Below are 19,645 nucleotides of genomic sequence, written 5' to 3' on the forward strand. Positions count from 1 at the left end.
TCAGGAACCCTGGCCCAGCTCTTCGGCGACTTGTCGGCGCAGGTTGGCGCCCTTGTCAGCGGCCTGTTGGCGCAGGCCGGCAGCGAAGGCGACCAGCCGTGCCCGCAATTCGCCAGCCAACTCGTCGGTTCCACTGGCCAGGGTGCGGGCGGCCAGCAGGCCCGCATTGCGGGCGCCACCGATCGAGACGGTGGCCACCGGGACTCCGGCGGGCATCTGCACGATCGAGAGCAGCGAATCCATGCCGTCCAGCGTCTTCAGCGGAACCGGGACGCCGATCACCGGCAGGGGCGTGACGGCTGCGAGCATGCCGGGCAGATGGGCGGCGCCCCCTGCCCCGGCAATGATGACGCGGAGCCCGCGTTCATGCGCGGTCCGCCCGTAGTCGATCATGTCCTGGGGCATGCGGTGCGCCGAGACGACATCGGCCTCGAAGGGGATGCCGAATTCGGCCAGGGCCTCGGCGGCCAGGCGCATCACGGGCCAGTCGGAATCGGATCCCATCACGACGCCGACCAGGGGCTGCTGGGTGCTCATGGGGCTAGGCTCCTTTGCTGGCCGCGTCGGGCACGGTGCCGTCGCGGATGATGGTGGCCGCCTGCGAGGCGGCATGGCGGACGTCGTCGATCGTCTGGCCGGGGGTTCCGACCACATTGACGTGGCCGATCTTGCGGCCCGGCCGAACGGCCTTTCCGTAGGCATGGACCTTGGCGCGGGGTTCGGCGGCCAATGCCGCGGGGAAGGCCGAGTAGAGGTCGGGATTTGCGCCACCGAGGAAGTTCTTCATAACGGTGACCTCCCCGAGCGCCGCGGTGTCGCCCAACGGCAGATCCAGGACCGCTCGCAGGTGCTGCTCGAACTGGCTGGTCACCGACCCGTTCATCGTCCAGTGCCCCGTGTTGTGCGGGCGCATGGCCAGTTCGTTGATGACGAAACCCGGGCCGCGGCCCGGGGTCTCGAAGAGCTCCGCGGCCATGACCCCGGTGACACCGAACTCCTCGGCGATGTGCAGGGCCGCCTGCGCGGCCGCCTGTGCGGCCGCCGGGTCCAGTCCGGGCGCCGGGGCGATGACCTCGTCGCAGACGCCGTCGACCTGGATGGTGTGCACCACCGGCCAGCCGCGGGACTCGCCGGAGGGGGCCCGGGCGACCAGCGCGGAGAGCTCGCGGCTGAAGCCGACCTTCTCCTCCGCCAGCAGGGGGTCCCCGGCCGCGAACCAGTCGGCACAGGCACGGGCGGCGTCGGCGTCGGCGAGCATGCGCACGCCCTTGCCGTCGTAACCTCCGCGCGGGGTCTTCAGGACCACGGGCCAGCCGGTGGAATCGCCGAAGGAGACGAGTTCCTCGACCGACGCAACCTGGGCCCAGACGGGGTTGGGCAGCCCGAGGCGTTCGATGGCCGCGCGCATGACGAGCTTGTCCTGTGCATGGATCAGGGCGTCGGGACGCGGCTGGACGTTGATGCCCTCGTCGATCAGGGCCTGCAGGTGTTCGTTGGGCACGTGTTCGTGGTCGAAGGTGAGCACATCGAGGTCGGTGGCGAATGCGCGCAACGTGTCCAGATCACGGTAGTCGCCGACCGGGGCATCGGCCACGGCCGCCACCGCGGAGACGTCCTCGGCCTCGGCCAGGACACGGAGACGGAAGCCGAGATTCGTCGCTTCTGGGGCCATCATTCGGGCAAGCTGGCCGCCGCCGACCACGCCAATCACAGGAAAATTCACCCTTTCAGGGTACCGAACGCCGGGCCGGGGGCTGGCCGCGACGGGGCCGGAACCGGGCATTTGTCAGGAAACTTTGAGCCGCTGGCGATAGAATGAAGGGCTGGCTGCGCCGTGTGACGCGCTGTGCCGGCGCTTGCGGAGACCTTGCACCCCCAGGTTGCGGCCCGCCCCGAATACCGTCTGTGGAGGAACATGCTCAAGGAGATCGCGGAAAAATGTCGCGGCCTATTCACTATGCTGTGGCGCGAGGTCATGAAGTTCGGCGTCGTCGGTGGCGTGGCCTTCATCATCGACACGGCGATCTTCATCTGGATGATGAACGGCCCGATGCACGGCTCGGAAGTCAAGGCCAAGATCGTCGCCGGCATGGTCGCCACGATGTTCTCCTGGGTAGCCAACCGCTACTGGACGTTCCGCCATCGCCGTCGCGCGTCCGTGGTGCGCGAACTGGTGCTGTTCATCCTCATGAACGGCATCGGCTTGTTCATCGCTGCGGCCTGTGTGTGGGTCACCAAGTACTGGATCGGTTTGACCGACTCCACGAGCCTGTTCATTGCCGGTTCCGTCGTCGGGCTGGTTTTGGGCACGATCTTCCGCTTCTTCGCGTACCGGTTTTGGGTCTTCACGGAGGAACTCGATGCGGAGCCAGGATTCGACCATGACCGGGAGCTGCTCGGCCAGCGTGCCCCGCACGCCGCCCCGGTCCCCGGAGCCGGTGACCAGGACGTCGATCCGGGAACCATCCAGCGGTCCTGACGCCCCCGGGCTCAGGGGCGGCGGACCACTCGTTCGTCGTCGAGGATCCGCTGCGTCACACTCGCCCCGGTGCCGAGCAGCACCAGCGGGGAGGTCCCGTTGAATTGCGAGACGGCGGCGCGCAATGCCGCGGGGAATTCAGCTCCGGGGCCCAGCAGGGCCGTGCCGTCCCCGGCGTCCAGCCCGAAGAGCTGCTCGTAGTTGAGATCCCCCGAGCCGTCGGCCATGGTCAGCGCCGGGCCCGAAGCCGGCACGGGGTCGGCCAGGTAGTAGTCGCCGAAGCCGCGCACCTCTCCCGCGTAATCCAGGGCACCGGACGGCAAGTCCCCGGGAAACGAGAGCGCCAGGGCGCCCAGGGCGACGGCGACGACCTCGGCGTGCGGGAATGCCTCGGCCGCTGCCACCGGTTCGGCGGTGACCACGAGGTCGGGTGCGGCAGTCGACCCGGCCGGTGCTCCCGCTGCTTCGGCCGGGACGATGATCTCGGCTCCGGTGGCGAGCACGGCGAATCCGATGGCCAGGGACTTCCAATGGGCCGGCAACTCGACGAGTACCCGCGTGCCGGGGCCGGCGTCGAATTCCTCGGCCAGGAGGTTGGCCGACTTGGCCACCCAGTTGTCGAAGACGTGTCCGCTCAGTTCAATACGTTCGCCGGGTTCGCCGTACCATGTCAGCAGTGGTGCCGCGGAGCCGCGGTGCCGCGCGAGCAACCGTTCCGTAAAATCTAACGAATTGGTATCGGTGGCCATGGGTGGATCCTCTCGAAACTGTGAAAACGCTGGTAATTCGGGGGAGTGCCGGACACGCCCGTTGATGTCGATGGTATCCGGGCGTGTTGCGGCATGAATTGGGTCGCATTCGTGGCTAGAATCCCCCGCTCCACTTGACGGGGGTGAGTTACACCATTGTAATTAGATGGCGAAGCGGCTTTTTCCAGACTACGGATGAAGTCGTGGCCCACACGACCAGGTGACGGACCGACGGACAGCGAACGTCCCGAGGCCCGGTGTGAGGCCGCCACGAGACACAGTCAACCAGCGGAAGGGCTCACATCATGGGGAACGCAGAGCGCATTCACGATCCCAGCCACGCCGAACAGGCTTCCACACGGTACGGCTCACGGGGGGTCCCCGCCGATTGGTTCCTGGATCCTGCCGACGACGCAGCTGCCGATAACTACCGCGGCACCGGGCTGGACCTGGATGACCAGGCCACCGCATTCCTTGCGGCCCACGCCACCGATGTGGAGGCCCCCGGGGCCCTGTTGGCCCCGGTGCGCGAGCTCCCCATCGAGCGGCCGACGCCGGCGCCGGCCGAGGTCGACCCACAGCAGCAGCTGTGGCTCGGGCTGCCCGGTTTCCCCGGTGCCGAGGATGAGGGCGAGCTCGGATGGCAGACAGAGGCCCTGTGCGCCCAGACCGACCCCGAGGCATTCTTCCCCGAGAAGGGCGGATCCACCCGTGACGCCAAAAAGGTCTGCGGCGCCTGCAACGTCCGTTCCGAGTGCCTGGAGTACGCGCTGTCCAACGACGAGCGCTTTGGCATCTGGGGCGGGCTCTCCGAGCGCGAGCGCCGCCGGCTGAGGAAGCGAGCGGTCTGATTCACTCGCAAGTACGCGTCACGGCCGTCGTCGTCGCACACGATGGGGAACGCTTCCTTCCGGTGACCCTTGAGGCATTGGCGGACCAGACCCGGCCGGTCGACCATTTCATCGGCGTCGACGCGGATTCGCGCGACGGCTCGGCCCAACTTCTCGTCGACGGCCTGCCCGCGGGCAGCCCACACGTCAAAGCCCGCCCACGCGGTTTCGGCGCCTCGATACGTGCCGGGGTGACCGGGGTCGATGCGCTGCCGCGCCGGGCCGGGGACCACACGACGACGGAGAACCTCCCGAAAGCCGAGCCGGGGATCCAGGACTGGATCTGGCTGATCCACGACGATTCGGCGCCCGATCCAGAAGCGTTGGGCACGCTGTTGGAGGCCGTCGAGACAGCGCCCGCCGTCACCATTGCCGGCTGCAAGCAACTCGACCGCGACAGCCCCCGACGCCTGGTGGACGTCGGCCTGGGGGTCAGCCGCTGGGGCGAACGCCTGACGATGATCGACGTCGATGAACTCGACCAGGGGCAGTACGATTCCCGTTCGGACCGGTTCGCTGTCAATTCCGCCGGTCTGTTGGTGCGCCGCGACGTCTGGGAACAGCTCGGCGGATTCGACCCCGCGCTCCCGGGCCTCGGTGACGACGTCGACTTGTGCTGGCGCAACCGCCTCGCGGGTAACCGCGTGGTCGTCGTCCCGGCCGCGAAGATGTACCACGCCGCCGACACCGTTCGTTCGGTCGCCGGCCCGCTGGCCAGCCGCCGTGCCGAGGTCTACCTCAGGCTCAAGCACACCTCTGCCTGGAAGGTGCCCTTCGTGGCGATCGGCGCCGTCATCGGCGCCTTGGTCCGGCTCGTCGTCTCGTTGTTGGCCAAGGACCCGGCCTTCGGATTCGGCCAGCTCAGCAGCACGTTGGCCGCCGTGTTCTCCCCGATGTCGCTGCGTGCATCGCGACGTGGGGCCCGGCGCACCCGCAAGCTACCCCGATCCATCGTGCGTCCGCTCATGGTGCCCCGACGCGAGGTCTGGGCGCACCGCCGCAACCTGCTGCAGGCGGCCGTTGCCGGCACCGTGCACGGCGATGGATCCGGGGGCGTCTCCGAGGCATCCAACCCCTCGGGCGACAATTCCGATGACTTCGCCGCCATAGCCGCCCCGAACCGCACCAGCGCCTCGGTCAGCGCACTGATCGCCGTCCTGGTCGCTGCCGTGCTGGCCCTGCTGGGCCTGCGCACGCTCTTCGGTGCGGAGGCGCTGGCCGGTGGCTCGATGCTTCCGGTGACCGACACCGTTTCGGGGATCTGGGCGCATGCCACCAATTGGTGGCAGGACGTCGGCACCGGGATGCCCGGTCATGGGGACCCCTTCGATGCGGTGCTCGGCGTGCTGTCGTTTCTGGGTTTCGGGGCACCGAATGCCGCCATGGTCGTGCTGTACATCGCGGCCATGCCGTTGGCCGCGCTCTTCGCCTGGTGCGCACTGGGCTGCGTCACCGCCAGCCGCGCCACGCGGATGCTCGGCGCCCTCGTCTGGTCGTTGGCACCTGCGCTGCAGGTGGCCCTCGGCTCCGGTCGTCCCGGCGCCATCGTCGTCCACGTGCTGTTGCCGCTGGTCGCCCTGGGCATGATCCGCGCCGTCGGCGGCGGTCGCCCCCGCGCCGAGCAGCATGCCGTGCCGGCACTCACCGATCCGCCCTCGAAGGCCGGCCTCCACGGGGTCCCCTCCTGGACCGCGGCCGCGGGTGCCGCGCTGGCCATGGCCGCCGTTACCGCAGCTTCCCCGGCACTGCTGGTGCCGGCCGTGCTGCTGGTCATCGTGTTCGCCATCCCGTTGCGTGGCCGGGCCCGCACCCTGTGGTGGACCCCGGTCCCGGCACTGGTCCTGGCCTTGGGATCCGTGCCGGCGGCACTGGAGAACCCCCGGGTGCTGCTGGCCGATCCGGGTGTCCTGCAACCCTTCACCGCAGCCTCCCTCTGGCAGCAGGCCCTGGGCTTCCCCGTGGCCTTCGACCCATTCGGTGGTGCCAACGGCCTGGGCTGGGCCGGGGACCTGTTGCCCGGCCCGTGGGCGTTGGTCGCCGCACTGGTGGTCGGGGCGCCGTTGCTGCTGCTGGCCCTGGTCGGCATGCTGCGGCGCGGACGACGCGGCTCGATCATCCGGGCGGGCTGGATCGCCGGCCTGCTCTCCCTGGCGATCGGCTACGCCATCCAGGCCCTGCCCTTCGGCCTGTCCGCCGGTCGACCGGTCGCCCCGTTCACCGGCCCGTTCGTCTCGGTCTTCGCCCTGGGTGTGCTGCTGGCGGCCGCCGGCGGCCTCGACTGGATGCGCAGCATCCGCCACCAGGGAACCCGGCGGCTGGGCCGTGTGGTAACTCCCGCCTTCGCCGCCGCCGTCGTGCTGGTCCTGGCCTCGGTCACCGTGGCCTCGACCCTCTGGCTGGTTCCGCGCACCGCTGCCGCGGACCAGGTGGCCGCCGGAGGGGCCACGGACTTCGGCCTTGGCCAGTCGGTGGTCCCCGTTCCGGCACGCACCCTGCCGGCCACCGCGGCCGACCGCGGCACCTCGCCGCTGCAGGACCGCACGCTCGTCCTGGCCCCCGAGGGCAACGACGGCGGGATGACCGCCACGCTGATGACCGGTGCGGGCATGGGGCTGGACCAGCTCTCCGCGGTCTCGACCACCTCGCGGCTGACGGGCAGCCTCACCGACCCGCAGGTTGCCGAGGATGGCGAGGCCGCCATGGAGCTCCGCCGGGTCGTTGCCATCCTGGCCTCCGGCCAGTCCATCGATCCGCGTGCCGAACTGGCCCGCTTCGGTGTCAGCTTCGTGGTCCTGCAGGCCCCGCAGGAGGCAACTGTCGCCGCCGGCCGGCTCGACGGGGTCCCCGGGCTGGCGCCCGTCGGCTACACCGGATCCGGCTGGCTGTGGCGGGTGACACCCGCCGAGGTGATCAAGGGGGCCGGCAATCCCACGGATTCCACCGCACGGGTCCGCCTGCTCGACGACTCCGGCAAGACGACCTCGCTGATCGGATCCACTGCGGGCCGCGTGACGCGGGAAAAGGTGCCCAATGGGCCCCAGGGGCGCACCGTGGTGGTGGCCGCGCAGGCCGATCCCGGGTGGCACGCCAGCTACGACGGCAAATCCCTGCAGGCAACGACCAACGGTTGGGCGCAGGCGTTCGAGCTGCCGGCGGCCGCCGGTGAACTGAGCATCCGCTATACCAGCCCGTACGCGCTGCCCCTGCGGGTGCTGACCATCCTGGTCTTCGCCATCGCCTTGCTGTTGGTCATCCCGATCCCGGCCGGCCGCCGCTTTGCGGCCCGCCGTGTCGAGGAGTTCCGGACCACCGGCAACGCGGAATCAGTGCGCGAGATCGACGAGACAAACGACGAGTACCTGGATGACGAGGACGACGGCGAAGCCCGCCTCGACCGCCCGCCGGGCCCGGAGGAGCAGCGACCATGACCCGCACCCGCACCGCGCGCCGCGGACGCACCGCCGCCGTCACCCTGGGGGCAATCCTGCTGGTGGCCACCGGCGGCGGCATCGCCGCCGGGTCCCTCAATGGCCCGCTGGCGGGCGCGGAACCCGTGGACGTTCCCCGCGTCACCGTTCCGGCAGGGGACTTCATCGCCCAATGCCCGGCCACCGCGCGGCTCGTCGAGGGCGCCGCCGACCGCGGAACGGACCCGGCCTTTGCCCCCGACTCCGACTCGGCGAAGACCTCGATCCGCGCCACCGTGCTCGGCGACGCCGCCAAACGACTCCCCGGCGCGAAGCTGGCGACACTGGACGGATCGACGTTGCGCACGCTGTCGGACCGGCTACCGGAAGCCGAAGCCGCCCAGGGCAAATCGACGAACGACAGCGGCTTCACCGGCCGCCAGGCGCGGACCGTCTCGAAGGTCCAGGAATCCGGGGCGACCGTGCTGCGTGTCCAGCCGCTGGGCGGACAGCAGTCCACGGCGGGCGCCGTGCGCAGCTATGTCGCCGGGGACGGGGACCTGGCCGGGCTGGCCGCGGCCAGTTGCCAGGCGCCGGCCAGCGAGCAGTGGCTGACGGGGGCCTCCACCACCGTCGGCAGCACCGCGCTGCTGACCCTGGCCAATCCGTCGGCGACGCCGGCCACCGTGGACCTTGAGCTCTTCGGTGCCCAGGGGCGCATCGAGGCAGGCAACTCGCGCGGCATCGTCATCGCCCCCGGGGAATCCACCTCGATGGTCCTGGCCGGGCTGGCCGCCGGCGAGAAATCACTCTCCGTCAAGGCAACGTCCACCGGCGGGGCGGTCACCGCGGTCATCCAGCAGAGCATCCTGCGCGGCCTGACGCCCGGCGGGGTCGACTTCATCGAGCCCGCAGCGGCTCCCGCAGAACGCCAGGTCGTCCCGGGCGTGCAGATCCAGGACCCCAAGACGCAGAAGGCCGTGACCTCGCAGAAGGGCTACGGCGACGCCGTGCCGACCCTGTCGCTGACCGTTCCGGGATCTGCCGACCAGCGCGTCAAGGTCCGCCTCGTCGGCCCGAAGGGCCAGGTGGCGCTGCCCAGCGACGGCCAGTACGCCGCGGCTGCCGGATCCACGACGTCGGTTCCGTTGACGGGGGTCCCTGCCGGCACCTACACGGCCATCGTCGACTCGGAGGAGCCGGTGGCCGCCTCCGTGCGGATGACGAAGGGAACCAAGGCCAAGGAGCGGACGGACGCGGCATGGGCCGGAGCCGCCAAGCGGCTGGGCGGCGAGCACCTCGTGACCGTGCCAGAGGGGGCCGCATCGCAGCTGGCCTTCACCGCACCCGACGGCCAGGCCAGCGTCGAGCTGCGCCCCATCGACTCCGACGGCACGGTGGGCAAGGCGGTCACCGTCCGCGTCGCCCCGGGCCAGACGGCCGAACGGAAGATCGCCTCATTGGGCAAGGACGTCGTCGCCGTGACCCTCAGCGCCAGCGGCGACCCGGTCTACGGCGCCCTGCTGGCCACGCACGGATCCACGGGCATCTCGTCGTTGCTGCTTCCACCGGCCACACAGGGCCCGCGTGCGGTTCCGGTGGACCTGCGCTACTGAGCATCCGCTGGACTCAGCGGTCCCCGTCCCACGGCCGGTAGTCGGGGTCGATCTCCTCGGGGGTGCGCGCCAGCAAGTCGGCCACCTGCTCGACCACGGCCAGATGCACGAGCTCGGGCAGCAGCAGGTCGGTGCCGGCCAGCTGTTCGACCGGGCGCCGGTGGATGACCACCCGGGCCGGTCGCCGCGGCGTCGCACCCAGTGAACGCCCCAGGGGCACCGGGGAGCCGGCGGCCTGCGCGAAGTCCAGCGACTTCGCGTTCGGCAGCAGCTCCACGGTGAACTCCATCGCGGCGATGGGCTGGCCCCAGAGCACCTCGAGACGTTCCGCGGACTCGGCGACCAGGTCCTCGAATCGTTCGGCGCGCGTACGCGAACCGGGGAGGTCCGGTGGCATCACGTCCCCCCGCAAACCCCTGCCGTGCCGGTTGCGCCGACGCCGGGTGAAGGCGCGGGGCGGCCGCTGCGCTGCTGCCCGGGCAACGGCCCGGGGACTGTCGGGGGACCCGTCGTACCCCAGGGTGAAACCTTCGGCCATAGCCCAGAGCCTACCGAAGTCCGGCCGGCCGGCAGCGGCGGGAAACGGTTCCCGCCATGCCCGGCTGCTTAGGCCACCGCCGGCAACCCGGGGGGTAAGCTGTTTTCTCGTGGGATCCCTTCGACTTTGTTCACGCTCCGCATGCCGGCAGTCGGCCATTGCGACGCTGACGTATGTCTATGCCGACTCCACCGCGGTGCTGGGGCCGTTGGCCACATACCCGGAACCACATTGTTACGACTTGTGCAACGAGCACGCCCAGCGCCTGACGGTGCCGCGCGGCTGGCAGGTGCTGCGCCTGGAATTGCCCGACGCGCCCCGGCTGGCCCCCGACGAACTCTCGGCCCTGGCCGATGCCGTGTCCGAGCCGCGGCGTCCCGCCCAGCACCCCGCCGAAACCACCGTCGAGCCGGGCAGCGGCAGCGCGCCGTCGTCGTCGGCCCGGAACGCACGGACGCGGATGGAACCACCGGCCGACGCCGAGGGCGGCCGCGGGGCCCTGCGCATTCTGCGCGAGCCCCGCTAAGCCCATAAACTGGGCGCATGGCCCATATTTCATCTGAACTGCTCGGGATCCTGCGCTGCCCGCTGACCGGATCGACGCTTCAGCAGGATGGCGACGAACTCGTGGCCACCGCGCCCGACGCCGCCGGCAACACGCCGCGCTACAGCCTCAGCGAAGGCATCCCCGTCCTGCTGCGTCCCGCCGACGCCGCCCCCGCCACAGCACAGGAGACACCCACAGCATGAGCTTCGACTACAAGATCGCCGACATTTCCCTCCACGAGGCCGGCCGCCACCAGATCCGCCTGGCCGAAAACGAGATGCCGGGCCTGATGTCCCTGCGCGAGGAGTTCGGCGCCTCCCAGCCGCTCGCCGGGGCCCGCATCGCCGGCTCCCTGCACATGACGGTGCAGACCGCGGTGCTCATCGAGACGCTCATCGCCCTGGGCGCCGAGGTCCGCTGGGCCTCCTGCAACATCTTCTCCACCCAGGACGAGGCCGCGGCGGCCATCGTCGTCGGATCCGGAACCCCCGAGAACCCGGCCGGCGTGCCCGTCTTCGCGTGGAAGAACGAATCCCTCGAGGATTACTGGTGGACCGCCGAGCAGATCCTCACCTGGCCGGGAGCCGACGCCCAACCCGAGCTGGGCCCGAACATGATCCTGGACGACGGCGGGGACGCCACCATGCTGGTGCACCTCGGGGTCGACTTCGAGGCCGCCGGCGCGGTCCCCGACGCCACCGACGCCGACAGCCACGAGTACACGATCGTGCTGGACACCCTGCGCAACGCCCTGGCGAAGGACCCCCGGAAATTCACCCGCATCGCCGCCGGCATCCGCGGCGTCACCGAGGAGACGACCACCGGGGTGCACCGCCTGTACCAGCTCGCCGAGGCCGGCACGCTGCTCTTCCCGGCGATCAACGTCAACGACTCGGTCACCAAGTCCAAGTTCGACAACAAGTACGGCATCCGCCACTCCCTGCCCGACGGCATCAACCGCGCCACCGACGTGCTCATCGGCGGCAAGGTCGCCGTCGTCTGCGGCTACGGCGACGTGGGCAAGGGGGCCGCCGAGGCGCTGCGCGGCCAGGGGGCACGCGTCATCGTCACCGAGATCGACCCGATCTGCGCCCTGCAGGCCGCCATGGACGGCTACCAGGTCGCCCGCCTCGAATCCGTGATCGGCCAGGGCGACCTCTTCATCACCACCACAGGCGGGCAGGGCATCATCATGGCCTCCCACATGGGGCAGATGAAGGACAAGGCGATCGTGGGCAACGTCGGGCACTTCGACGACGAGATCGACATGGCCGGCCTCGCCGCCGTGCCGGGCATCCGCAAGGTCGAGATCAAGCCGCAGGTCCACGAATGGGTCTTCGGCGCCGACACGGCGGACGCGCACTCGATCATCGTGCTCTCCGAGGGCCGCCTGCTCAACCTCGGCAACGCCACCGGCCACCCCAGCTTCGTCATGTCGAACTCCTTCGCCAACCAGACGATCGGCCAGATCGAGCTGTTCTCCAAGCACGGCAAGCAGAACGACGCCGGAACGGGCCCCGCGTACGACAAGCAGGTCTACGTCCTGCCGAAGATCCTCGACGAGAAGGTCGCCCGGCTGCACCTGGACGCGCTGGGCATCGAGCTCACCGAGCTGAGCCAGGGGCAGGCCGACTACCTCGGGCTGGATCCGGCCGGCCCGTACAAGGCGGACCACTACCGGTACTGATCGGAAGGCACGCGACGGGGACCCCGGTGCGAGTGGCTCACATCGCCGCGCCGGGGTCCTCGTCGTCCTCGAGCCGGATCGTCGCCGACGGGCAGAGCTCCTCGGCAGCGCGGACGGCCGCCCATTCGGACTCCGGTGGATCGGCGTCCGTGAGCTCGACGAATCCTTCGTTGGCCTCCGGATTGCTGAACACCTTCGGGGCCGTGTACCCACAATTGCCGGAAGCGATGCACGTGGCGTGGTTGACGGTGACCTTCATGTGGTGGGGTTCCTCTCCGCTCCCGGCGGGCCGTGGACTGCCGGGGGCAACGGGCGATGTTCAACCGCGATATTGGCGGACCAACGGGCAGGTGTACGGATCACGGTTCCTCAAGCCGACCTGGTTGAGGTAGGCCACGATGGTGCGCACGGCTTGTCCCGGAGTCGTTTCGGTATAGGGGATGCCTTCTGCGGCGCAGTGCTGGCGGACCAGGACCCGCAGGGCAGGCAGATTCGGCCGCGGGGCCATCGGGAACAGATGGTGCTCGATCTGGTATTCCAATCCACCCATGAAGAAATGGACCCAGCGGCCGCCGCGGATATTGCGGGACATGTGTACCTGGCGCCGCAGGAAGTCGATCTCGGCGTCGTGGGGAACAGTGGGCATCCCGATGTGGTTCGGCGCGAACGCAGCGGCGAGGAGGAAGCCGAAGACCGTAATCTGGACTGCGAGGAACGCGATCGCCATCCCCGGTGGCATCACCACGAAGAGCAACGTGAGGTAGGCGGCTTGGCGGACACCGATGAAGAGGATGTCGCTCCAGCGCCGGGAAACGTGGCCGGTGGAGAAGATCGTCTTGAGTGAAATGAAATGCAGGTAGAAACCCTCGAAAAACAGCAGCGGTATGAAATAGACGCCCTGGTACTTCGCGAGCCTGGCCATGACCCCCGTACGCCGGTCGCTGGCCTCGGGGGTGAAGGCGAGGACACTGGACGCGACGTCGGGGTCAGCACCTTCCTTGTTCGGATTGGCATGGTGCGTGGTGTGTTTGTCCTGCCACCAGCCGTAGCTCATCCCGACCATTAGGCCCGAAAGCGTTCGGCCGGCCCACTCGTTCCACCCGGGGGTGGCAAACACACCGCGGTGGGTGGACTCATGGGCGAGGAAGGCGATCTGAGCCATCACCACCCCGATCAAGACGGCCACGATGAGTTGGTACCAGCTATCACCGATGACGACCACCGCGACCAGTAGCGCCGCCAAGGCCAGGGTCCAACCGGCCAACAATGACCAGTAGAACCCGTAGCGGCGATTCATCAGCCCGGCGTCGTTGGCCGCGGCACTCAACCGCTGGAAGGACTGGGTATACCCCTTGCCGTTCATGGGAGGGGTCCGATCGGGCTCCGGTAGCCGTTCGACGGTGTTTCGGTGCAGCGTGGGAAATCGCCCCCGTCGCACTGGCCATGATTTTCCATGGGCTCAGTCAATCACTGGAACACGTTCGGTTCCACGATAAATGTGTGGCCGGCGTGACCGCGGTGGCCGCGGGTGACGTGGAGTTCCCCCGTGCGGGGATGGTCAGGAGTCGTAGGGCAGGCGGTGGATGCGTTCGCGCACCTGCTGCTGGCGCTTCGCGGTGGTGGTGAGCCGGCGGTAGTCCCGCTCACGCCGCTCGGCCACCACGGCGAGCAGGAACTGCTCGGGTGGGCACGGCGGGGGAGCGGGGGAGACCAGGGGGCGCAGCTCGTTGGCCAGCTCGATCGCGACGCGCTCCCGGGATGCCGGAGCCATCGACGGGGCCTGGCGGATGTAGCGGGCGGCCCGTCCGGCCAGCACATCGGGGATCCGCCCGACGTCGGCCAGTTCGGCCCAGGGCCTCAGCTGCGACGGGACCGGGACCGTCAACGCCGTGACCTTTCCGCGGCGTTCGCGCATCGAATAGGTGCCCGCCAGCATGTCGCCCAACCGCTTGCCGCGCTCGTTCGAGAACGAGACGATCAGCGCCAGCGAACCAAACAGCGACAGGATCTCCAGCAGCGCGAGCATCGCCCGGATGAAGGCGTGGCGGAAGCGGATGGAGCCGCCGTCGTCCCTGACGATCCGCAACCCCATGACCAGCCGGCCCAGGGACTTGCCGCGGGACAGCGTCTCGACGGCGACCGGCACGGCGACCATCCACAACACGACGACGGCGATGACCAGCGCCCGGGCGGCGGCCGAATCAAACCCGGCCAGGAGGCGTTCGATCAGGATGAGCGAGCCGACCAGGCCGATCGCGTACGCCAGGTAGTCGATGATGCAGCCCACGGCGCGGAGCACGAAGCTCGCCGGGCGCAGGTGCAGCACCACGGCCTCGCCGGTGATGATCGTGCTCACGGTGTTCCTCCGACGCGGCTGGGTGGCTGGCGGCCGATTCCCGGGCTGACCCGGCGCAACGCGGCCGTCCTCCCAATCTAGCCGACACCGCCGGGATAGGCTGGGACGGTGGATCTCGACGCGTTTGTTGCCGTGCATCGGCAGGAGTGGGACCGCCTCGACGCCCTCTCCGGCCGCCGTCGGTTGACCGGCGCGGAATCCGACGAGTTCCTCGGCCTCTACGAGCGCGTCTCGACCCACCTGTCGATGGTCAGCTCGATCGAACCGGACGCCATCGTCTCCGCGGATCTCTCGGCCAGGATCTCCCGGGCCCGCACGCGCTTCACTGGCGCCCGGACCTCGCTGCCCGAGGAGGTCGCCACGTTCTTCGTCTATTCGCTGCCGGCCGCGTTCTACCGGATCCGCGTGCTGACGGTGGTGCTGGGTGTGGTGTTCTGCGTGATCGGGGTGGCCGCGGGGCTCTGGGCGGCGAATACGCCGGGGGTACTCAAGGCCATGGGCTCGGACGCGGACCTGCAGCAATATGTGCAGCACGACTTCGTCGACTACTACTCGGAGAACCCCGCGGCATCGTTCGCCGGCGCGGTGTGGACCAACAACGCGCTGATCGCCGGCATGTGCGTCGCGTTCGGGATCACCGGGCTGTACGTGCCCTATGTCCTCTACCAGAACGCGGTATCGGTGGGCATGGCCGGCGGCTTGATGTCGGCCTTGGGCGAGCTGGACACCTTCTTCCTCTACATCCTGCCGCACGGCTTCATGGAACTGACGTCGATCTTCATCGCCGGCGCCGCCGGGCTGCGGATCTTCTGGGCCTGGGTGGCCCCCGGCGCCCGGACACGGATCCAGTCGCTGGCCGTGGAGGGCCGCTCGTTGATGACGGTCGCGCTGGGCCTGGTCTTGGTGCTCTTCGTCTCCGGGCTGGTGGAGGGATTCGTGACGCCCAGCGCCCTGCCGCACTGGATGCGGTTGGGCATCGGGCTGCTCGTGCTGGCCGGCTATTGGACATACACGCTGGTCCTCGGGCGGCGGGCCGTGCAGGCGGGGTTCACCGGCGACCTCGGGAAATACGACGCCGGGGCCACCGCGGCCACCGCCTAGGGATTTTGAAAGCCAACAGGGAAGGACACACCCATGGAGAACAAGAACGACGTGCCCGAGGGGCACGATCCAACGGCAGGGGAGGCCGGACGGCCGGTGCCGTCGACGCCCGATTCGGAGGTCCCGGAATTCCTGAAGGGCCCGGATCCCGACGAGACGGACAGCTCCGGGGACGCACGGACCGCCGATGTCCGGGACCCGCGTGAAGCCGCTGCCGACCCGGCCGCCCCCGGCCAGGAGACCGTCATGGACCGCGACGCGTGGGAAGCCGAATTCTCCTCCGCCCCTGATGCCGAGCCGACCGGGGGGTCGCCGGAACCGGCCAGCGGACAGCACGTCGCGGCCGACGGTGCCGGGCCGCACGACGGTGAAGCGGTTTCGGCCAGCGTCGGGTCGGCGGACCGCGGGGACACCGCCGAAGCCGTCGGCGCCGGCAGTGGGCGGGACGCATCCGCCGATACGACGGCCCACGCGACCACCGAAAACGATCCGGACCACACGCGCGCCCTCCCGGCATGGGACCAGGACAACGACGCCGTGCGGGAGACCCACGGCGCCGACGCCGCGGCCGACGGGGACGTGCAGCCCTCCGTTGATGCCGAGCATGACCACGAGCGCAGTGGCACCACCGGCGCCGCCGCCGCCGGGGTAGGCGCCGGAGCCGGTGCCATGGCCGCCGGGGACACTCCGCCCACCGCAGGCGCAGATGCCGAGCCGGCGGATCCGGATGCCGCGCAGCGCACCGATGCCGTGTTGGCGGCCAAACGCCGCGGCGGGGCACCGCGGCAACCCGGTGAAGACTCCGACCCGGACGCCCAGCGTCGGCAGAACGCCCGCGATGCCGCCTTGACGGCCAAGCCCCGGTTCGCCCGCTTCGTGCAGACCCTGCTGGCCATCTTCTTCCCGTTCCTGCTGGTCATCGGCGCCATCCGGGCCGTCGCCAGTCCATGGTTCCTGTGGCTGGAATACCACCGGCCGGGCTTCCCGGTCGATGCGTATGGCTTCAGCCCGGCAGAACGGCTGACCTACGGCAACTACGGGGTCGACTACATCAACAACTCGGCGCCGTCCGCCTACCTGGGAAACCTGGTCGACGGGAAGGGCGACCCGCTGTTCCTGGGCACCGAGGTCTCCCACATGGCCGACGTGAAGTCAGTCATCGGCATCACCTACGCCGCCGGCATCATCATGGCCATCCTGGCGGTCATCATCTGCCTGTACCTGGGCCGCCGCTATGCCGGGGGCATCCGCCGGGCATTCTTCGCCGGGGCGGTCATCACCCTGGTGGCCATGATCGCGTTGACCATCCTGGCAGTGCTGAACTTCGAGACCTTCTTCACCGATTTCCACGAGCTGTTCTTCGCCCAGGGGAACTGGACATTCCATGCGAACGACACCCTGATCCGGCTCTACCCGACGCAGTTCTGGATGGACGCCGGGATCGTCATTGCCGGACTGGTCCTGCTGGTCTCAGTGGTCTTCCTCATCACGAACTGGCCGACTCGCAAACGACGCGAACGCTCACGGCTGCGCCAGGGGAACCGCGACCTGGGCCTGGACTGACCCCAGACCGGAACGCGACGGCGGGCCGTGGCCCCGGGGATTTCCCCCGGTTCCACGGCCCGCGGTGTCTGCGGCGGCACCGGCGTCGTCGGGGCACGGCGCCCCGAAGCCCGGATCAGGGGATCAGCCCCAGCTGGGCATCCACAGGCGCAGCCGCCACGCCTCATAGGGGATCGTCTGACCCGTCCAGACCGGCCAGAAGAACGCCGACACCAGCACCACCACCGCCAGGAAGGCGGTCACGCCGATCAGCCCGGCCCTCCGCCGCGCCACGGAGGCGCCCACCCCGCCGACGGCCAGGGCGAGCACGAACGTCAGCGCCAGGACCATGAACGGCTCGAACGTGATCGTGTAGAAGAAGAACATGGTCCGCTGCGAGTACATGAACCACGGACCGAAGCCGGCGAGCATGCCGGCCAGGATGGCCCCGGTCCGCCAGTCGCGGCGGCCGGCCCACCAGAGCAGCACCACCAGCAGCGCCAGGGTCGCCCCCCACCACAGGATCGGGTTCGGCAGGTCGGTGACCACCGTCGCGCACGAGCCCGTCGGGCATCCCGGGGAACCGGCCTCACTGCCGTCGTAGTAGAAGAGGACCGGGCGGCCGGCGAACAACCAGGTCCAGGGACCCGACTCCCAGGAGTGCGGCGAGCTGAGCCCCTGGTGGAACTCGTAGGCGCTGCGGTGGTACTCCCACAGCGACCGCAGCGGTGCCGGCAACCAACCCACCCCCTCGCCGGGGTGTTGGGCGGCCCAGTCCCTGTCGTAGGCGCCCGCGGTGGCGAACCACCCCCACCAGGTCGAGATGTAGGTGAGCACCGTCAGCGGGATGATGAGGAAGAAGGCCGGGACGCCGTCGCGCAGGATCCCGGCGCTGAACCAGTGGCGGACGCCGACCACGCGCCGCGCCTGCAGGTCCCACAGCACCGAGAGCAGGCAGAACACCGCGACGAAGGAGAGCATCGACCACTTCACGCCCAGACCACCGCCGAGCGCCAGGGCGAACACCAGCCGCCACGGCCGCCACGCCATCCACGGTCCGTGATCCAGGAAGCCCGGCGGTGGCATGCCGGTGCCAGGATCCACCGCCGCGGCGACCTTGCGTGCCAGCAGTCGCCGCCCGTGGGTGCGGTCGCGCAGCAGAGCGTAGAAGGCCGCGACGATGAAGAACATCTCGAAGATGTCCAGCAACGCCGTCCGCGAGAGCACCAGCTGGTGCCCGTCCACCGCGCTCAGCCCGCCGGCCACCGCGCCGAGCGTGACGGAGTTGAACAGCCGCTGGGCGATCAGCGTGACCAGCAGGACCGCCAGCGTGCCGACCACCGCCGCCGAGAACCGCCAGCCCAGCCCGCGGTCGGTGCCGAAGAGCAGCATCCCCACGGCGATCATCCATTTGCCCAACGGCGGGTGGACCACGTATTCGGCGCTGTCCAGCGGGGCCGGTTTCCCGTCGACGAACGCCTGGTTGGGATCGTCCGGCCACTCCATCGGGTGCCCGTGCGAGATCATCGTGTACGCGTCCTTGACGTAGTACGTCTCGTCGAAGGTCAGCGCGTGCGGCGTATCCAGGTTGACCAGGCGCATGGCCCCGGCGATGACGGTGATGACCAGCGGGATCAGCCAGGACAGGTACGACGCCGGTGCCGCCACCACCTGCAACCTCGCCACGAGTGCGTCGTAGGTGAACGCCGAACGCGGGGTCTGGACCCAGCGGGGACGGGAGGTTGTCAGGGCGCTCACGCCACAACTCTACCGGCGGGTGCGACGGTAGGCTGGCGGGGTGAACAACGATCCCGCAATCCCCGCCCCCGATGCCCCCGAGACCGCTGCGGCAGGCGGATCGACGGGGCAGATCGTCCTGGCCGCCACGCCCATCGGCAACCTCGGGGATGCCACCCCGCGGCTCGTGGAACTCATGACCAGCGCCGACATCGTCGCCGCCGAGGACACCCGCAGGTTCCACCACCTCGCCCAGGCGCTGGGCCTGAAGATCCCCGGCCGGGTGGTGAGCTACCACGAGCACAACGAGGATGCGAAGACCGCCGAACTGCTCGCCGAGGTCAGGGCCGGCAAGACCCTGCTGATGGTCTCCGACGCCGGCATGCCCGCCGTCTCCGACCCCGGGTTCCGTTTGGTGGAGGCCGCCGTCGCCGAGGACCTGGTCGTCACGGCAGCCCCCGGCCCCTCCGCGGTGCTGACCGCCCTGGCGCTCTCCGGCCTGCCGACCGACAGGTTCACCTTCGAGGGCTTTTTGCCGCGTAAACCGGGGGAGCGGGCCTCCCGGCTGGCCGAGCTGGAGAAGGAACGGCGCACCATGGTGTTCTTCGAGGCCCCGCACCGCCTGGCCCCGATGCTGCGCGCGCTCGCCGACGCCTTCGGGCAGGACCGCCGGGCAGCGGTGGCGCGCGAGCTGACCAAGCTGCACGAGGAGGTCCGCCGGGGCACCCTGCTCGAACTGCTCGAATGGGCCGAGGGCCAGGTGCGCGGCGAGATCGCCGTCGTCGTCGGCGGCGCCGCCGCGGATGCCCCGGCCCGGGCCGTGGACCACGTCGCCTCCGTGCAGGAGCTTGAACGCGGCGGGCTGCGGCTCAAGGACGCCGTCGCCGCCATCGCCGAGCGAGAGCGTCTGCCCAAGCGCGAGCTCTACGCGGCCGTTCTGGAGGCCCGCCGATAAGTACCCCTTTGGCGCCGTCGATCCGTGGGCAGTTGATGCGG

At 69.8% G+C, this 19,645-nt stretch carries 18 protein-coding genes; 10 read left to right on the top strand and 8 right to left on the bottom strand.

The genetic code is table 11. The annotated features are described in order from the left end of the window. Together purE and AC1MEQ_RS15530 are read right to left on the bottom strand one after the other, a co-directional pair. On the bottom strand, positions 1-537 hold the full coding sequence (purE, locus tag AC1MEQ_RS15525) for a 5-(carboxyamino)imidazole ribonucleotide mutase (RefSeq protein WP_479791943.1): 537 nt from the start codon (positions 535-537) through the stop codon (positions 1-3). A gap of 4 nt (positions 538-541) precedes the next feature. Next, the gene (locus AC1MEQ_RS15530) at positions 542-1,675 is read right to left on the bottom strand and encodes a 5-(carboxyamino)imidazole ribonucleotide synthase (protein ID WP_479791944.1); all 1,134 of its coding nucleotides are present in this window, start codon (positions 1,673-1,675) and stop codon (positions 542-544) included. 240 nt (positions 1,676-1,915) lie between these two features. Between AC1MEQ_RS15530 and AC1MEQ_RS15535 the strand changes: the two genes are divergently transcribed. Further along, positions 1,916-2,479: a GtrA family protein gene (locus AC1MEQ_RS15535; RefSeq protein ID WP_479791946.1), complete on the top strand. Its 564-nt coding sequence runs from the start codon at positions 1,916-1,918 to the stop codon at positions 2,477-2,479. Positions 2,480-2,490: 11 nt separating this feature from the next. Here the strand turns inward: AC1MEQ_RS15535 and AC1MEQ_RS15540 are convergent, their stop codons facing one another. Beyond that, a complete protein-coding gene (locus AC1MEQ_RS15540; protein ID WP_479791948.1) occupies positions 2,491-3,228 on the bottom strand; it encodes a TIGR03089 family protein in 738 nt (245 codons plus the stop codon). A gap of 305 nt (positions 3,229-3,533) precedes the next feature. Between AC1MEQ_RS15540 and AC1MEQ_RS15545 the strand changes: the two genes are divergently transcribed. The 3 genes from AC1MEQ_RS15545 to AC1MEQ_RS15555 are packed head-to-tail and all read left to right on the top strand — an operon-like array spanning position 3,534 to position 9,141. Next, positions 3,534-4,079, top strand: a complete 546-nt coding sequence (locus AC1MEQ_RS15545) for a WhiB family transcriptional regulator (protein ID WP_479791949.1) — start codon at positions 3,534-3,536, stop codon at positions 4,077-4,079. Further along, positions 3,983-7,546 carry a glycosyltransferase family 2 protein gene (locus AC1MEQ_RS15550; RefSeq protein ID WP_479791952.1) on the top strand — a complete coding sequence of 1,188 codons (3,564 nt, stop codon included), beginning with the start codon at positions 3,983-3,985 and terminating at the stop codon, positions 7,544-7,546. The genes AC1MEQ_RS15545 and AC1MEQ_RS15550 overlap by 97 nt, the downstream gene beginning before the upstream one ends. Continuing rightward, positions 7,543-9,141: a DUF5719 family protein gene (locus tag AC1MEQ_RS15555; protein WP_479791954.1), complete on the top strand. Its 1,599-nt coding sequence runs from the start codon at positions 7,543-7,545 to the stop codon at positions 9,139-9,141. Before AC1MEQ_RS15550 ends, AC1MEQ_RS15555 begins: the two co-directional genes overlap by 4 nt. Positions 9,142-9,154: 13 nt before the next feature. Here the strand turns inward: AC1MEQ_RS15555 and AC1MEQ_RS15560 are convergent, their stop codons facing one another. Beyond that, the gene (locus tag AC1MEQ_RS15560; protein ID WP_479791956.1) at positions 9,155-9,679 is read right to left on the bottom strand and encodes a metallopeptidase family protein; all 525 of its coding nucleotides are present in this window, start codon (positions 9,677-9,679) and stop codon (positions 9,155-9,157) included. 109 nt (positions 9,680-9,788) lie between these two features. Between AC1MEQ_RS15560 and AC1MEQ_RS15565 the strand changes: the two genes are divergently transcribed. From AC1MEQ_RS15565 to ahcY, 3 genes are read left to right on the top strand one after another with little or no spacing between them, the layout of a single operon-like run. Then, on the top strand, positions 9,789-10,205 hold the full coding sequence (locus AC1MEQ_RS15565) for a DUF3499 domain-containing protein (RefSeq protein WP_479791958.1): 417 nt from the start codon (positions 9,789-9,791) through the stop codon (positions 10,203-10,205). Between the two features lie 17 nt (positions 10,206-10,222). Continuing rightward, a complete protein-coding gene (locus AC1MEQ_RS15570) occupies positions 10,223-10,429 on the top strand; it encodes a hypothetical protein (RefSeq protein WP_479791960.1) in 207 nt (68 codons plus the stop codon). Next, on the top strand, positions 10,426-11,913 hold the full coding sequence (ahcY, locus tag AC1MEQ_RS15575) for an adenosylhomocysteinase (RefSeq protein ID WP_479791961.1): 1,488 nt from the start codon (positions 10,426-10,428) through the stop codon (positions 11,911-11,913). Before AC1MEQ_RS15570 ends, ahcY begins: the two co-directional genes overlap by 4 nt. A gap of 37 nt (positions 11,914-11,950) precedes the next feature. On the opposite strand, the gene AC1MEQ_RS15580 is transcribed toward ahcY, so the two are convergent. The 3 genes from AC1MEQ_RS15580 to AC1MEQ_RS15590 all read right to left on the bottom strand — a co-directional run bounded on the left by AC1MEQ_RS15580 (position 11,951) and on the right by AC1MEQ_RS15590 (position 14,269). After that, on the bottom strand, positions 11,951-12,172 hold the full coding sequence (locus AC1MEQ_RS15580) for a ferredoxin (protein ID WP_479791963.1): 222 nt from the start codon (positions 12,170-12,172) through the stop codon (positions 11,951-11,953). A 60-nt stretch (positions 12,173-12,232) separates the two neighbouring features. Next, the gene (locus AC1MEQ_RS15585) at positions 12,233-13,276 is read right to left on the bottom strand and encodes a fatty acid desaturase family protein (RefSeq protein ID WP_479791965.1); all 1,044 of its coding nucleotides are present in this window, start codon (positions 13,274-13,276) and stop codon (positions 12,233-12,235) included. Positions 13,277-13,471: 195 nt separating this feature from the next. After that, positions 13,472-14,269 carry an RDD family protein gene (locus tag AC1MEQ_RS15590; protein ID WP_479791967.1) on the bottom strand — a complete coding sequence of 266 codons (798 nt, stop codon included), beginning with the start codon at positions 14,267-14,269 and terminating at the stop codon, positions 13,472-13,474. 108 nt (positions 14,270-14,377) lie between these two features. Between AC1MEQ_RS15590 and AC1MEQ_RS15595 the strand changes: the two genes are divergently transcribed. Together AC1MEQ_RS15595 and AC1MEQ_RS15600 are read left to right on the top strand one after the other, a co-directional pair. Next, the gene (locus AC1MEQ_RS15595) at positions 14,378-15,370 is read left to right on the top strand and encodes a stage II sporulation protein M (RefSeq protein ID WP_479791969.1); all 993 of its coding nucleotides are present in this window, start codon (positions 14,378-14,380) and stop codon (positions 15,368-15,370) included. Positions 15,371-15,403: 33 nt separating this feature from the next. Beyond that, positions 15,404-16,933: a TIGR01906 family membrane protein gene (locus AC1MEQ_RS15600; protein WP_479791971.1), complete on the top strand. Its 1,530-nt coding sequence runs from the start codon at positions 15,404-15,406 to the stop codon at positions 16,931-16,933. A gap of 123 nt (positions 16,934-17,056) precedes the next feature. Here AC1MEQ_RS15600 and AC1MEQ_RS15605 read toward each other — a convergent pair whose 3' ends face one another. Further along, on the bottom strand, positions 17,057-18,670 hold the full coding sequence (locus AC1MEQ_RS15605; protein ID WP_479791973.1) for a dolichyl-phosphate-mannose--protein mannosyltransferase: 1,614 nt from the start codon (positions 18,668-18,670) through the stop codon (positions 17,057-17,059). A gap of 40 nt (positions 18,671-18,710) precedes the next feature. Here AC1MEQ_RS15605 and rsmI point away from each other — a divergent pair, with 40 nt between their 5' ends. Continuing rightward, the gene (rsmI, locus tag AC1MEQ_RS15610; RefSeq protein WP_479791974.1) at positions 18,711-19,604 is read left to right on the top strand and encodes a 16S rRNA (cytidine(1402)-2'-O)-methyltransferase; all 894 of its coding nucleotides are present in this window, start codon (positions 18,711-18,713) and stop codon (positions 19,602-19,604) included. Positions 19,605-19,645: the final 41 nt, after the last annotated feature.

The sequence above is a fragment of the Arthrobacter sp. ASL1 genome, from assembly GCF_056680475.1.

Coding starts and splice junctions, on each gene's coding strand:
- AC1MEQ_RS15555 (WP_479791954.1), top strand. CDS start 7,543: ATGACCCGCACCCGCACCGCGCGCCGCGGACGCACCGCCGCCGTCACC.
- AC1MEQ_RS15540 (WP_479791948.1), bottom strand. CDS start 3,228: ATGGCCACCGATACCAATTCGTTAGATTTTACGGAACGGTTGCTCGCG.
- AC1MEQ_RS15585 (WP_479791965.1), bottom strand. CDS start 13,276: ATGAACGGCAAGGGGTATACCCAGTCCTTCCAGCGGTTGAGTGCCGCG.
- AC1MEQ_RS15570 (WP_479791960.1), top strand. CDS start 10,223: ATGGCCCATATTTCATCTGAACTGCTCGGGATCCTGCGCTGCCCGCTG.
- AC1MEQ_RS15560 (WP_479791956.1), bottom strand. CDS start 9,679: ATGGCCGAAGGTTTCACCCTGGGGTACGACGGGTCCCCCGACAGTCCC.
- AC1MEQ_RS15600 (WP_479791971.1), top strand. CDS start 15,404: ATGGAGAACAAGAACGACGTGCCCGAGGGGCACGATCCAACGGCAGGG.
- AC1MEQ_RS15545 (WP_479791949.1), top strand. CDS start 3,534: ATGGGGAACGCAGAGCGCATTCACGATCCCAGCCACGCCGAACAGGCT.
- AC1MEQ_RS15530 (WP_479791944.1), bottom strand. CDS start 1,675: ATGATGGCCCCAGAAGCGACGAATCTCGGCTTCCGTCTCCGTGTCCTG.
- purE (WP_479791943.1), bottom strand. CDS start 537: ATGAGCACCCAGCAGCCCCTGGTCGGCGTCGTGATGGGATCCGATTCC.
- AC1MEQ_RS15535 (WP_479791946.1), top strand. CDS start 1,916: ATGCTCAAGGAGATCGCGGAAAAATGTCGCGGCCTATTCACTATGCTG.
- AC1MEQ_RS15580 (WP_479791963.1), bottom strand. CDS start 12,172: ATGAAGGTCACCGTCAACCACGCCACGTGCATCGCTTCCGGCAATTGT.
- ahcY (WP_479791961.1), top strand. CDS start 10,426: ATGAGCTTCGACTACAAGATCGCCGACATTTCCCTCCACGAGGCCGGC.